This window comes from Rhodanobacter sp. IGA1.0, from assembly GCF_040208325.1.
GTDB classification, from domain to species: domain Bacteria; phylum Pseudomonadota; class Gammaproteobacteria; order Xanthomonadales; family Rhodanobacteraceae; genus Rhodanobacter; species Rhodanobacter spathiphylli.
Genome location: NZ_CP157948.1, coordinates 308,445 through 321,349, shown reverse-complemented (window position 1 = coordinate 321,349; position 12,905 = coordinate 308,445). Strand labels below are relative to the sequence as shown.

General features: G+C 67.2%; 13 protein-coding genes. 10 read left to right on the top strand and 3 right to left on the bottom strand.

Features of this window, described 5'->3' with window-relative positions:
* Positions 1 to 109: 109 nt before the first annotated feature.
* The 5 genes from ilvN (at position 110) to ubiA (ending at position 5,441) form a co-directional block, all read left to right on the top strand.
* Positions 110 to 358: an acetolactate synthase small subunit gene (gene ilvN / locus ABNK63_RS01400; RefSeq protein WP_158755904.1), complete on the top strand. Its 249-nt coding sequence runs from the start codon at positions 110 to 112 to the stop codon at positions 356 to 358.
* Positions 355 to 1,968, top strand: a complete 1,614-nt coding sequence (gene ilvA / locus ABNK63_RS01395) for a threonine ammonia-lyase, biosynthetic (protein ID WP_350016474.1) — start codon at positions 355 to 357, stop codon at positions 1,966 to 1,968. The genes ilvN and ilvA overlap by 4 nt, the downstream gene beginning before the upstream one ends.
* A gap of 200 nt (positions 1,969 to 2,168) precedes the next feature.
* A complete protein-coding gene (locus ABNK63_RS01390) occupies positions 2,169 to 3,407 on the top strand; it encodes a hypothetical protein (RefSeq protein ID WP_350016473.1) in 1,239 nt (412 codons plus the stop codon).
* A gap of 3 nt (positions 3,408 to 3,410) precedes the next feature.
* Positions 3,411 to 4,262, top strand: coding sequence for a hypothetical protein (locus ABNK63_RS01385; RefSeq protein ID WP_350016472.1), 852 nt, complete (start codon positions 3,411 to 3,413; stop codon positions 4,260 to 4,262).
* 285 nt (positions 4,263 to 4,547) lie between these two features.
* Positions 4,548 to 5,441: a 4-hydroxybenzoate octaprenyltransferase gene (ubiA, locus tag ABNK63_RS01380; protein ID WP_350017173.1), complete on the top strand. Its 894-nt coding sequence runs from the start codon at positions 4,548 to 4,550 to the stop codon at positions 5,439 to 5,441.
* Positions 5,442 to 5,448: 7 nt separating this feature from the next.
* On the opposite strand, the gene ABNK63_RS01375 is transcribed toward ubiA, so the two are convergent.
* Both ABNK63_RS01375 and ABNK63_RS01370 read right to left on the bottom strand, forming a co-directional pair.
* Complete coding sequence (locus tag ABNK63_RS01375) at positions 5,449 to 6,156, bottom strand: ComF family protein (protein ID WP_007808715.1); 708 nt, start codon at positions 6,154 to 6,156, stop codon at positions 5,449 to 5,451.
* Between the two features lie 8 nt (positions 6,157 to 6,164).
* Positions 6,165 to 6,371 (bottom strand): hypothetical protein, encoded by a 207-nt coding sequence (locus ABNK63_RS01370; RefSeq protein ID WP_007808713.1) that lies wholly within the window; start codon positions 6,369 to 6,371, stop codon positions 6,165 to 6,167.
* A gap of 149 nt (positions 6,372 to 6,520) precedes the next feature.
* Between ABNK63_RS01370 and bioB the strand changes: the two genes are divergently transcribed.
* From bioB to bioC, 5 genes are all read left to right on the top strand, one after another.
* Positions 6,521 to 7,558 (top strand): biotin synthase BioB, encoded by a 1,038-nt coding sequence (gene bioB / locus ABNK63_RS01365; protein ID WP_007808711.1) that lies wholly within the window; start codon positions 6,521 to 6,523, stop codon positions 7,556 to 7,558.
* Between the two features lie 150 nt (positions 7,559 to 7,708).
* Positions 7,709 to 8,920 carry an 8-amino-7-oxononanoate synthase gene (bioF, locus tag ABNK63_RS01360; RefSeq protein WP_350016471.1) on the top strand — a complete coding sequence of 404 codons (1,212 nt, stop codon included), beginning with the start codon at positions 7,709 to 7,711 and terminating at the stop codon, positions 8,918 to 8,920.
* A gap of 28 nt (positions 8,921 to 8,948) precedes the next feature.
* On the top strand, positions 8,949 to 9,944 hold the full coding sequence (locus tag ABNK63_RS01355) for a sulfurtransferase (RefSeq protein WP_350016470.1): 996 nt from the start codon (positions 8,949 to 8,951) through the stop codon (positions 9,942 to 9,944).
* Positions 9,941 to 10,714 carry a pimeloyl-ACP methyl ester esterase BioH gene (gene bioH / locus ABNK63_RS01350; RefSeq protein WP_350016469.1) on the top strand — a complete coding sequence of 258 codons (774 nt, stop codon included), beginning with the start codon at positions 9,941 to 9,943 and terminating at the stop codon, positions 10,712 to 10,714. Before ABNK63_RS01355 ends, bioH begins: the two co-directional genes overlap by 4 nt.
* Positions 10,715 to 10,724: 10 nt before the next feature.
* Positions 10,725 to 11,603, top strand: coding sequence for a malonyl-ACP O-methyltransferase BioC (bioC, locus tag ABNK63_RS01345; RefSeq protein WP_350016468.1), 879 nt, complete (start codon positions 10,725 to 10,727; stop codon positions 11,601 to 11,603).
* Between the two features lie 206 nt (positions 11,604 to 11,809).
* Here the strand turns inward: bioC and ABNK63_RS01340 are convergent, their stop codons facing one another.
* Positions 11,810 to 12,769 carry an IS30 family transposase gene (locus tag ABNK63_RS01340; protein ID WP_350016373.1) on the bottom strand — a complete coding sequence of 320 codons (960 nt, stop codon included), beginning with the start codon at positions 12,767 to 12,769 and terminating at the stop codon, positions 11,810 to 11,812.
* Positions 12,770 to 12,905: the final 136 nt, after the last annotated feature.

The following is a 12,905-nucleotide window of genomic DNA, read 5'->3' as shown; positions in this document are numbered from 1 at the left end:
GGAATCCACTTTGCCCCTGCAGAACGTCCACATGGATTCCCGCTTTCGCGGGAATGACGGCCGAGAAAGTTTCTATCCGGAAAAAAGACCTCGCTACCGGAGCACCGCCATGAACCACACCCTGTCCATCCTGTTGCAGAACGAAGCCGGCGCGCTGGTGCGCGTGGCCGGGCTGTTTGCCGCGCGGGGCTACAACATCGATACGCTGACCGTGGCGGCCACGCATGACCCCGCCGTCTCGCGGCTCACCCTGAGCCTGCAGTGCGACGACGCCGGCCTGAGCCAGATCCTGCAGCAGACCCGCAAGCTGGTCGACGTGCTGCAGGTGGCGCATCCGGCCACCGCACTCGCGGCATGAATGCCGTCGCGCCCCTGCCCGACGACACTGCCGACCTGCTGGCGCAGATCCTTGCCGCGCGCGTCTACGAGGTGGCGCAGGCCTCCGCGCTGGAAGCGGCGCCGCTGCTGGGCGGGCGGCTGGGCCGGCCCGTGCTGCTCAAGCGCGAGGACCAGCAAAGCGTGTTCTCGTTCAAGCTGCGCGGCGCGTACAACCGCATGGTGCAGCTGGATGCGGCGCAGCGCGCACGCGGCGTGGTCGCCGCCTCGGCCGGCAACCATGCGCAGGGCGTGGCGCTGGCCGCGGCGAAGCTGGGCATCCGCGCCACCATCGTGATGCCGGTGACCGCGCCGCGGGTGAAGGTGGACGCGGTGCGCCGCTTCGGCGGCGCGATGGTCGAGCTGGTGCTGACCGGCGATTCGTACAGCGACGCCCAGGCCGCCGCCGCCCGGTGGCAGGCCGAGCGGGGCGCGGTGTTCGTGCATCCGTTCGACGACCCCGCGGTAATCGCCGGCCAGGGCACGATCGGCCTGGAGATCCTGCGCCAGCATCCCGGTCCGCTCGAGGCGGTGTTCGTGCCGGTCGGTGGCGGCGGGCTGCTCGCCGGCGTCGCCGCATGCATCAAGGCGCTGCGGCCCGAGGTGAAGGTGATCGGCGTGCAGGCGGCGGATTCGGATGCGATGGCGCGCTCGCTGGAAGCTGGCCGGCGCATCACACTGGACGAGGTCGGCCTGTTCGCCGACGGCACCGCGGTGAAGCGGGTCGGCGCGCTGACCTTCGCGCTGTGTCGCCAGCACGTCGACATGATGCTGCGCGTCGACACCGACGCGATCTGCGCCGCGATCCGCGACATCCACCAGGACACCCGCAGCGTGGCCGAACCATCGGGCGCGCTGGCGCTGGCCGGGCTGAAGCACTACGTGGCCACGCACGGCGGCGGTGGCGCGCTGGTGGCGATCGTCTCCGGTGCCAACATGAACTTCGACCGCCTGCGCTTCGTCGCCGAGCGCGCCGAGGTCGGCGAGCAGCGCGAGGCGGTGTTCGCGGTGACGATTCCCGAGGAACGCGGCAGTTTCCGCCGCTTCTGCGCCACGCTGGGCCGGCACGACATCACCGAGTTCAACTACCGCATCGGCAACGCCCGCCTCGCGCACATCTTCGTGGGCGTGCGCATCGCCAGCCGCGACGAGCGCGAGGCGCTGGCCGCGGCGTTCCGCGCGCAGCAGTTCGACGTGCTCGACCTCACCGACGACGAACTGGCCAAGCTGCATCTGCGCCATATGATCGGCGGCCGCTCCGTGCTGGCACGGAACGAACTGCTGTACCGCTTCGAATTCCCCGAACGCCCCGGCGCACTCACCGACTTTCTCGCCAAACTGCACCCGGACTGGAACATCAGCCTGTTCCACTACCGCAACCACGGCGCCGACCACGGCCGCATCCTGGTCGGCATCCAGGTGCCCGCCGCCGAGCGGCCACTGTTCCAGAGCTTCCTCGCCACGCTCGGCTATCCGCACCGCAACGACAGCGAACATCCGGCCTATCGACTGCTGTTGCGCGACGGCGCGGTCGACGATGTGCCGTTTCCGCCAGGAAGCACGGATATCCCGCATGGCGACAGGCAAATCTGATTGAGCTTGTCGGCGAAACGCCCGGCGTCGCCGAAACTGGAAACCGAAGCGTCCGTCTTCTTGCGGCGATGATATCTTCCGCCAGGGCACGGTCTTCTCGACACCTGCCCTTGCTGCTGTCCTGGTTGTTTCCAAGCTGGAAGCTGGACCACCGGCTGCGCTCCGCCTGCGCCGCCACACCATCACAAGGATCCGTGACGATGAGTCGACAATTGCTGAGCCGTGAACAGTTGCGCCAGCGCGCCGCGCAAAACCATGCATGGCATGACGCCGCGGCCAAGGCACCGCAGATCGCCGCCTTGTTCGGTGCGCAAAGCCCCACATTCCGCACGCTCGACAAGAAACTCCTGCTTGGCGACCAGGCGTTGCAGATGCTGTGCGCACTGAACGACTTCGACCGCCGCAAGGTGGCGGACGAGCTACTGGAAATCGCCAAGCACCCCAACCGGATCGACGCCGACATTGGTCGCAGAAACTGGTTTCAGCGGCTGCTGCCCAGCCGGTATCCGTTCAAGGGTTACCACTACAAGATCAGCTACGCGATGAGGCCGGGCGAACCGGTGCTGATAGCGGACATTTTCATGGACCGGGAATTACTGCGACCGGATTTGCCGGATTCAGTGCAACGCAATGCGTTGTACCGCGTGGACAGAGCCGGTAGCGCCCGCTTTACGCCTGAGTTCAACCGCTTGGGCAACGAGCCCGGAGATGTCGTCGATGCTTTGGCTCGTAGTTGGGACACTAGAGCCCCCTTGCCTACCCATCGCGTTGACACCCTCCACGCGGCCGTCAACGGCATGCTGAATAACTTGGGCAAGGCCGCCTGGCTGATGGGCACGCACCTCGAAACGGCCTACACCGAGGCGACCCATCCTGTGGACAGTTACACCCTGTTCCATAACCCCACCGACGGTGCGCGTCGGGATCTGTTCGAGTGCGCCTACGACAAGCAGAGCGTCGTTGCCTGCAGTCTCAACAGCCAGCATCTGGCCGCCGTGCTCAAGGAGGCGCAACAGCGCGGCCACCGCACGCGATGGGTGGCGCATAGCCAGGGTGCCATCATTTTCAGCACCGCCGTCGAGTTTGCATTGAAGCACTACGGCATGCGTCTGGATTGCCACAGCGTCTGCCTGCACAGCGCCGGCTGCAACATCAAGCGGGCCGAACTCACTTGCACCCGCGCCGGTATCACAATCGAGCACGTGCGCAACAATCCGTTCGACTTGGTGCCCAACCTTGCCGGTCCGAATGATCTCAGCCTGGGCGGGCTGGCGCGATCCCTGAAGTTCCGCGGCCTGGTGCTCGGCGATGACCCACTCGCCAGTCCGCATTCCCTGCCCTATCTGGGTCTGGACACCTATGTGGAACAATTGGCGTTCACCGGCCATCATGAGCTTGCTCGTTATGCGCGGCAGTTCCACCCCTCCGAGATGGCTTGAGCGATGACCAAGCACCCCGTATCAGCCGCTCCCTTCAAGCGCCCTCCGCGCCCTTGGTACAAACGTGCCACTGCAGCGTTTCATGCCCCACAAGGCGGCATTCCAGTAGCCCGTGTCATACCCCGGCAAGTTGATTGCGGGTCATTCATCCTGCGCTTTCTCGAACCCTCGGCCGCCTTCGGCGAGGGCATGGGTACACCCGACTCCGATCGCGTCAGCCTTGACACCAACGCTTTCAAAGAATCAAACCTCAGTGATTCGCGCACGTACCACCCGATGATCAAGCTAGGCCTCAGCAACTGGATCTACCACCTGCCACGCTGGCACAGCTCGCGCTTCTACCCCGTCCCGCATCCGCCCTATGCCGTTATAACGGCCCATTGGCAACTCGAACGGGTCAAGCACGACATCCAACTCAAGCCCGATGACACGACCCTGCTTGAGGACTACCTGCGGCATGACTACACCGCCTATCTGGAGTCCGAGGGCGGCCCCAACTGGAAGGTGCGCGACGAGGCTTTTAACGGCAAGACCATTACCGGCGATCCGCTGCCGCAGTACCAGATCGACCACATTATCGAGAACGGCCTATTGGCCCCGCCCCTGAGCTACGAAGTATTGACCTGCAATGCCATGCATTGGCTGCGCTACCTCTGGGCACCAAGACCGGCCATGCCGGAAGCACTCAACTACACCACGACGCTGTTGCCCGACGTGCTGCTGACGGTGGACTTTCACATCGTCCGCATGAACTCCGAACCATGGGAAGACTGGTGGGATCTGTTTCTGGAAGACTGCGAGACGCTGGTGAAATCCATTGCCTGCCAGCGCAAGGCGCTGCCCGGTGCCGACTGAAACGATCATCTCTGACGCAGGCCAGGTTCACGTCCTGCTGTTCGGCAAGGTGAACCCGATCCCGCCCTGTCGTTGCTCCTGTTGTTGCCGTTCGTGACCCGCCATGCTGTCCATCCCCGGTTGGCACGCTAAACTCGGCGGATGGCCCCTCCACCCCGCAAACGCCAGCGACGCAAGCCTGCCGCCTCGCCTTCAACTTCGCCGGCGCTGCGGCCGCGGCCGGGTGTGAAGAAAGCTGCCCCCAAAGCCGCGCAGCCGGCGGACAGTTCGACCCGCGCCACGCGGGTGCTGAACTGGCTGCTGCAGAGGCTGCCGGCGCCGTATCGCGAGAAGGCGCTGGATTATCTGGTGCTGACCCGGATGGATCGGCCGATCGGCGCGCTGCTGCTGCTGTGGCCGACCTGGTGGGCATTGTGGCTGGCCGCGGGCGACTTCCCGCCGTGGAAGCCGCTGGTCATCTTCACCTTGGGCGTGTTCGCGATGCGTGCGGCCGGCTGCGCGATCAACGATTACGCCGACCGCAAGCTCGACCCCCAGGTGGAACGTACCGCCGGACGACCGATCGCCTCGGGGCGGGTCACCCCGCGCGAGGCGCTGATCGTGTTCGCCGTGCTGCTGGCTTTCGCCTTCGTGCTGGTGCTGTTCACCAACCGGCTGACCATCGAGCTGTCGTTCGCCGGCGCGGCGCTGGCGGCGATCTACCCGTTCACCAAGCGCTGGACCTACCTGCCCCAGGTGGTGCTGGGCGCTGCATTCGGCTGGTCGATCCCGATGGCGTTCGCCGCGGTCGCCGGCAGCGTGCCGCCGGTCGGCTGGCTGCTGTTCATCGGCAACATCCTGTGGTCGGTGATCTACGACACCGAGTACGCGATGGTCGACCGCGAGGACGATCTCAAGGTCGGCGCGAAGTCCACCGCAATCCTGTTCGGCGATGCCGACCTGCCGATCCTCGGCATGCTGATGGGCACCTTCCTGCTGACCATGTTCTTCATCGGCCAGCGCGCCGCGCTGGGCTGGCCGTACTGGCTGGGCCTGCTGGTCGCGGCCGGCCTGTTCGGCTACCAGCACTGGCTGATCCGCGACCGCATCCGCGACGCCTGCCTCGCCGCCTTCCGCCACAACAACTGGCTGGGCCTGGCGGTGTGGATCGGCATCGTGCTGGCACTGGCGGTGAAGTAGTCCGCTCTTAGCGGTTGCCTGCCCGCGCCAGCGCCCACACGTCGACCTGCCGCACGCCGGCGCGGCGCAGCACGCGGGTGCATTCGGCCAGGGTGGCGCCGGTGGTCATCACGTCGTCGAGGATCGCCACGTGCGCGGGCAGGGTGACGCCTTCGCGCAGCGCGAAGGCGCCGTGCACGTTGCGGCGACGGGCGACGGCGTCGAGTTCGGTCTGCGCGGTGGTGGAGCGACGACGCAGCAGGGCGTCATGCGACAGCGGCACGCCAAGCTTGCTGGCCAGCGGGCGGGCCAGCTCCAGCGCCTGGTTGTAGCCGCGCCGACGCAGGCGGCTGCGATGCAGGGGCACGGTCAGCAACAGCTGGGGCAAGCGGGACGGTTGCGGTTCGCGCTGCCACAGCATCGACAGCACGCGGCCAGCGGCGAGATCGGAAGAGAACTTGTAGCGCGATTCCAGTCGATCCAGCGGCCAGCCGTAGCGGAAGGGTGCCCACGCGCTGTCCCATGGTGGCTGGCTGCGCTGGCATTCGCCGCACACTGCCGCCGGCGTGGCCAGCGGCAGTGCGCAGCGCGCGCAGCAACTGCCGTTGCGGGGCAATTCGGCGGCGCAGGCCTGGCACAGATCGATGTCGTGCTCGCCGCGGGCGTTGCACAGCAGGCAATGCAAGGGCAGCACGAAGCGCTGCAGGGTTCGCCACGGCGTGGCCAGGAAGTTCATCCGGGGGCTCAGCGCGCGGGCTTGTACAGTGCTGCGTCGAGGATCGACCACAGATGGATCAGCCAGCCCAGCAGCACGATCCACAACACCGCCGCCAGCACGAACATGATGATCGCCTTGAGCAATCGCCCCTGCACCAGCTGGCCCAGGCCGGGAATGAAAAAACTGCAGATCGCCGCGAGCACGTTGCCCGTACTGCCTTGCCCTTCACTCATCCGACCGCCCCCAGTTGGTATCGCGAAGGCGCGATGGTAGCGGGAGCGGAGTGGCCAAGTCTCGTCAACCACGATCGACATGGCCTGGTTGACACACCTCGGAGCGGCTCCCACACTCTCGCGCTTGTTCCTGAAGCGAGTGGCATTCCATGGCCGAAACCGTCCTCCGTCACGACTGGAGCCGCGCCGAGGTGTCCGCGCTGTTCGCGCTGCCGTTCAACGAACTGCTGCATCGCGCCCACACGGTGCATCGCGAACACCACGACCCGAACGCGGTGCAGGTGTCGACCCTGCTGTCGATCAAGACCGGCGGCTGCCCCGAGGACTGCGCGTACTGCCCGCAGGCGGCGCGCTACGACACCGGCGTCGCCGCGCAGAAGCTGATGGACGTCGACGACGTGCTGGAACGCGCCCGCGCCGCCAGGGCCGCCGGCGCCAGCCGCTTCTGCATGGGCGCGGCATGGCGCGGACCGAAGGATCGCGACATCCCCAAGGTCGCCGCGATCGTGCGCGCGGTGAAGGACCTGGGGCTGGAAACCTGCGCCACGCTGGGCCTGCTCGGCGACGGCCACGCGCAGCAGCTCAAGGATGCCGGCCTCGACTACTACAACCACAACATCGACACCGCGCCGGAGTTCTACGGCGAGATCATCCACACCCGCGAATACCAGGACCGCCTGGTCACCCTGGAGCAGGTGCGCGACGCGGGCCTGAAGACCTGCTGCGGCGGCATCGTCGGCATGGGCGAGACGCGCGAACAGCGCGCCGGCTTGCTGCAGGCGCTGGCGAACCTGCCCGAGCATCCGCAATCGGTGCCGATCAACCAGCTGGTGCCGGTGCCCGGCACACCGCTGGGCGATGCCGAGCCGCTCGATCCGTTCGAGTTCGTGCGGGCGATCGCGGTGGCGCGCATCCTGATGCCGCTGTCCATCGTGCGCCTGTCCGCCGGCCGCCAGCAGATGGACGACGCGGTGCAGGCGCTGTGCTTCTTCGCCGGCGCCGGTTCGATCTTCTACGGCGAGAAGTTGCTGACCACCGGCAACCCGGACGTGGAAGCCGATCGCGCGCTGTTCCGCCGGCTCGACCTGCATCCGATGGACGTGGTCGAGAGTGCGGGTACCGTGCATGCGGACATCGGCGAAGGCGAAAGCTGCGGGCAGGGTTGCGGCTGCAGTGCGGCGGCTTGAGAGCACCCCAGCCCAACCCTCCCCTGCGACCGAAGGAAGTCCCTTTGGGGCAAGCAGGGGAGGGAGCACAGCGTGCAGCACCGGCTTGGCTCCTCCCCCTGCATCGCAGGGGGAGGTTGGGAGGGGGTGCTCTTCAACCTGTGCCGAACAATGACCACGCCCCGCCCTGACCTCCTTCACCGACTGGCCGTCCAGACGGCCGAACGCGAAAGCGCCAACCTGCGCCGCCGCCTGCGCACCATCGACCGCGCCGAGGGGCCATGGCTGGAGATCGGCGGCCGGCGCCTCCTGTCGTTCTGCAGCAACGACTACCTCGGCCTGGCGCAACACCCGCAGCTGATCGCCGCGCTCAACCGCGCCGCCCGCGAGGAAGGCGTCGGCAGCACCTCGGCGCATCTGATCTGCGGGCATCGCCGCGAACACGCCGAGCTGGAGGAGGCGCTGGCAGCCTGGACCGGGCGCGAACGGGCGCTGCTGTTTTCCACCGGCTACATGGCCAACCTCGGCGTGCTGCAGGCACTGCTCGCGCGCGGCGACCTCTGCGTGCAGGACAAGCTCAACCACGCCTGCCTGCTCGATGGCGCGAAGCTCAGCGGCGCCGAGCTGAAGCGTTATCCGCACGCCGACGTGGACGCCGCGGCGCGGCAACTCGCCGCCCACCCGAACGCAGCCGCCCTGCTCGCCACCGATGGCGTGTTCAGCATGGATGGCGACGTCGCGCCGCTGCGCGAGCTGGCCCAGCTGTGCGCGCGCGAGCAGGCCACCTTGCTGGTCGACGATGCGCACGGCTTCGGCGTGCTCGGCGACGACGGCGCCGGCAGCCTCGGTGCCGCGAACCTCGGCCAGCACGAGGTGCCGCTGCTGATGGCCACGCTGGGCAAGGCGCTCGGTTGCAGCGGCGCCTTCGTGGCCGGCTCGGCCCCGCTGATCGAAGGTCTGGTCCAGTTCGCGCGACCGTACATCTACACCACCGCGATGCCGCCGGCGCTGGCCGGGGCCGCGCTGGAAGCAGTGCAACTGGCGCAGAAGGAGGCGTGGCGACGCGAAAAGCTCGCGGCGATGATCAGGCGCTTCCGCCACGGTGCCGCCGAACTCGGCCTGCCGCTGGCGGCCTCGCCCAGCGCGATCCAGCCGCTGCTGCTGGGCGGCGCCGACGCCGCGCTGGCCGCGGCACAGACGTTGGAGCGGCAAGGCCTGCTGGTCACCGCGATCCGTCCGCCGACCGTGCCCGCGGGCCAGGCGCGGCTGCGCATCACGCTGTCCGCGGCACACGAGGAGGCCCACGTCGACCGGCTGCTGGCCGCGCTGGAAACGCTGCGTCTGCCGGCCGCATCCCGGGCAGCCGGCGGCGACCCCGTATAATCGCCGCCTGCTCTGCCGATTCCCCCGCATGTCGATCGTCAACATCTCCGCCTACAAGTTCATCAGCCTGGACGACCTGCCCGCGCTGCGCGAGCGGCTGTTCGCGTGCTGCGAGGCGCTGGCGCTGAAGGGCACGATCCTGCTGGCGCCCGAAGGCATCAACTTGTTCCTCGCCGGCAGCCGCGCGCAGATCGACGGCTTCATGGCCAGCCTGCACGACGACTCCCGCTTCGCCGATGTCGCGCCGAAGGAATCGCTGTCCGCCGAGGTGCCGTTCGGCCGCCTGCGCGTGCGCATCAAGCGCGAGATCATCACCATGCGCCTGCCCACGATCCGCCCCGAAGGCGGTCGCGCGCCGGCGGTCGACGCGCCCACGCTGCAACGCTGGCTCGACCAGGGCCACGACGACGACGGCCGCGAACTGGTGCTGCTCGACACCCGCAACGACTACGAGACCGAACTCGGCAAATTCCCGCAGGCCGTCGACTACCGCATCGCCAGCTTCACCGAATTCCCCGCCGCCATCGCCGCCGATCGCGCGCGCTACGACGGCAAGACCATCGTCTCGTACTGCACCGGCGGCATCCGCTGCGAGAAGGCCGCACTGCACATGCAGGACCTGGGCCTGCAGCACGTCTACCAGCTCGAAGGCGGCATCCTGAAGTATCTGGAACAGACCGACGGCAAGCACTGGCAGGGCGACTGCTTCGTGTTCGACGGACGCGTGGCCATAGACAAAGCGCTCCTGCCTTCGCCTCCTCTCCCTGCGATTGACGAGAGGGAACACGCTGAGGAAGAGGCTGATTCGAAGCGCGTACCAGTCCCTCCCCCCCGCGGGGAGAGGGCTGGGGTGAGGGGCCACGCCGAGGAAGGAGCTGATTCAGAGCCGGCTTCGATGGACTTCCCAGCGAGCACCCGCCCCTCATCCCAACCTTCTCACCCGCAAGGGGACTCCCCAAGGGTCGCCCGAGGGGGAGAAGGGGCGAACGCAACAAGCGCGATGCTTCATGAGGGCGGGGCATGAGCCTGTACATCGACCAGCGCGGCCACGGCCCGGTGCAACTCGTGCTGCTGCACGGCTGGGCGATGCACGGCGGCGTGCTGGCACCGCTGGTCGAGGCACTGGAGGACCAGTGCACGATGTACGTGGTCGACCTGCCCGGCCACGGCTACTCGCGCGACTGCGGACTGCCGCTGGAACCGCGCGCCTGCGCCGCCGCGATCGCCGCCGCGACGCCGCCGGCGATCTGGCTGGGCTGGTCGCTGGGCGGCACCATCGCACTGACCGCCGCGCTGGAGATGCCGCGCCAGGTACGTGCGCTGGCGATGCTGTGCGCCACGCCGCGTTTCGTGCGTGATGCCAGCTGGCCGCACGGCAGCGATGCCCAGCTGGTGCATCAACTGGCCAGTGATCTGGAAACCGATTACCGCGCCACGCTCGATCGTTTCCTCGCCCTGGAAACCATGGGCAGCGCCGATCCGCGCGCCGAATTGCGCCACCTGCGCGAACTGGTGTTCGCCCGCGGCGAGCCGGACCTGCGCGTATTGCAGGAAGGCATCCGCATCCTGGAAACCAGCGACCGCCGCGCCGCCCTGCCCGACCTGCGCGTGCACAACGCCTGGATCAGCGGCCGCCGTGACCGGCTGGTGCCGCCGCAGGCGATGCAATGGTCGGCCAGCCAGTGCGGCGGCACGTATACCGACGTCCAGCAGGCCGGTCACGCGCCCTTCTTCGGCCATGCCGACGCGGTGGTGCAGGCACTGCAGCCGCTGCTGGCAACTTTCGTTCGATGAGCCTGATCCGATGAGTACGTTCCAACTCGATCAACAGCGCGTGCGCCGCAACTTCGGCCACGCCGCCAGCAGCTACGAACAGCACGACGCATTGCAGCGCGAGGTGCAGGCGGCGTTGCTGGAACGTCTGGATTTCTATCTGGAGACGCCCGCGCGGGTGGTTGACGTCGGCGCCGGCACCGGTCGCGGCACGGCGCTGCTGAAGCAGAAATACCCCAAGGCCGAAGTGATCGCGATCGACCTGGCGCTGCCGATGCTGCAGGCCGCCAGGCAGCACAACAGCTGGCTGAAGCCGTTCCGCCGCGTCTGCGCCGAAGCCACGAATCTGCCGCTGGCCGACCACAGCGTCGACGTGCTGTATTCCAACCTGTGCTTCCAGTGGGTCGACGATTTGCCTGCGCTGTTCGGCGAATGCATGCGCGTGCTGAAGCCCGGCGGCTTCATGGCGTTCTCCAGCTTCGGCCCGGACACCCTGATGGAACTGCGCGCGGCCTGGGCCGAAGCCGACCAGCAAGCACACGTGGCCCGCTTCCTCGACATGCACGACGTCGGCGACGCGATGCTCACCGCCGGCCTGCGCGACCCCGTGCTCGACGTGTTCCGCTACACCCTGACCTACAGCGAGCCGCGCAAACTGCTGGAAGAACTGCAAGGCCTGGGCGCCACCAACGCCGACCGCGCGCGCTCGCGCGGCCTCACCGGCAAGGCGCGCTACCAGCGCATGCTGGCCGCCTACGAAACGATGCGCGTGGACGGCCGCATCCCGGCCACCTGGGAAGTCGTCAGCGCGCACGCCTGGGGCCCGCCGATCGGCCAGCCGCGTCGCGTGCCGGGCGGAGAAGTAGCCACGTTCTCGATCGACTCACTGCGCGGCTCGCGGCGACGCTGAGCCCCTTCAGCGCCCCGGCGTATAGGACGCGGGCAGCGTCACGGTGCGGCAGATGTAGTCGTCGCTGGACAGCGGACGGTCGAGCCGGGAATTTAAGGGGACGGAGGTAGTTAAACGGTTCCTGCCTGCCCATGACGGGCGCGCTCGCCAGCAGACCGCGCCAGCCTACAACCTCACGCTGGCGGCCGGTTTGTTGGTTGGCGGATTCAACTACGAAGTGCACCACGATTGAAGGAAGCATCGAAAACGTATTGTGGTGTACGGAAGTCTAAACGCTTTCGTGGCCGTTGGTTGATCTTGTCTTCAATCGCTTGAATGTCGGCGTCGGAGTAAACACTGAGGTCGCACCCTTTGGGCAGGTACTGCCGTATCAGCCCGTTGGTGTTTTCGTTGGTGCCGCGCTGCCAGGATGAGTACGGCTCGGCGAAATAGCTCTTGGCAACCAAGGCAATATCGACCAAAGCGTGTTCGGCGAACTCGCTGCCGTTGTCCCAGGTCAGGGTATGCACGCGAGCCCGCAGGGGATGCAGGGCATGGACGATGGCGCGCATGACCGTGTCGGCCTCGCCGTTGGGTACGAGCCGCATGCGCAGCAGGCCGGACTTGCGGTCGACCAGCGTCACGACCCGCGCAAGCCCCTTGCCCACGATGGTGTCGCCTTCCCAGTCACCCACCCGCTTGCGGCTCTCCACGATAGCCGGCCGCTCGGCGATGCGCCGCCCGTGGAAGCGTTGACGCTGCCGCGGAGTGCCACAGCGATGACGTCGGCGGCGTTGCTTGCGGCGGCAGCGCAGATGTAGCCACAACTTGCCACCCCGCTGACGATCGACAGCAATGTGCTGATAGATACGTTCGTGGCTGATGGACACCTCGCTGGCAATCTGCGCAGGGCTCCATTGCTCGACTGTCAGCCGTGCCTCCACGGTGGCCCACTGCTCCGGTCCGATCCGAGGTTGCGCGCTCGCCGCACGCCGGCGCTTGGCGCCCTGTCGCTGTGCAGCCCGCGCGTGATACTTGGCCGCCTCGCTCGAGTTGCGTCGAAGCTCGCGACTGATTGTCGTCGCCGCGCGCTTCAACTCCGCGCCGATCTCTCGAGCTGAAAAGCCGCCCCCATGGAAATGCTGAATCTGATAGCGTTCGTCTTGGCTCAGGTGTGTGTAGCTCATGTGCAGTTCCACTTGGCGGTGAAGCTGTGCAGGCTACCGCACCTGCGCCGCTCTACCGCTGGGGGTGGTGCACTTCAGAATTGAACTCGCCGAACATCTTTACACGATTTACCATGTGGCATTAAATCCATGAACT

Bases quoted from the DNA above. Each gene is read 5' to 3' on its own strand.
- ilvN (WP_158755904.1), top strand. From the start codon at position 110: ATGAACCACACCCTGTCCATCCTGTTGCAGAACGAAGCCGGCGCGCTG.
- ilvA (WP_350016474.1), top strand. From the start codon at position 355: ATGAATGCCGTCGCGCCCCTGCCCGACGACACTGCCGACCTGCTGGCG.
- ABNK63_RS01390 (WP_350016473.1), top strand. From the start codon at position 2,169: ATGAGTCGACAATTGCTGAGCCGTGAACAGTTGCGCCAGCGCGCCGCG.
- ABNK63_RS01385 (WP_350016472.1), top strand. From the start codon at position 3,411: ATGACCAAGCACCCCGTATCAGCCGCTCCCTTCAAGCGCCCTCCGCGC.
- ABNK63_RS01375 (WP_007808715.1), bottom strand. From the start codon at position 6,156: ATGAACTTCCTGGCCACGCCGTGGCGAACCCTGCAGCGCTTCGTGCTG.
- ABNK63_RS01370 (WP_007808713.1), bottom strand. From the start codon at position 6,371: ATGAGTGAAGGGCAAGGCAGTACGGGCAACGTGCTCGCGGCGATCTGC.
- bioB (WP_007808711.1), top strand. From the start codon at position 6,521: ATGGCCGAAACCGTCCTCCGTCACGACTGGAGCCGCGCCGAGGTGTCC.
- bioF (WP_350016471.1), top strand. From the start codon at position 7,709: ATGACCACGCCCCGCCCTGACCTCCTTCACCGACTGGCCGTCCAGACG.
- ABNK63_RS01355 (WP_350016470.1), top strand. From the start codon at position 8,949: ATGTCGATCGTCAACATCTCCGCCTACAAGTTCATCAGCCTGGACGAC.
- bioH (WP_350016469.1), top strand. From the start codon at position 9,941: ATGAGCCTGTACATCGACCAGCGCGGCCACGGCCCGGTGCAACTCGTG.
- bioC (WP_350016468.1), top strand. From the start codon at position 10,725: ATGAGTACGTTCCAACTCGATCAACAGCGCGTGCGCCGCAACTTCGGC.
- ABNK63_RS01340 (WP_350016373.1), bottom strand. From the start codon at position 12,769: ATGAGCTACACACACCTGAGCCAAGACGAACGCTATCAGATTCAGCAT.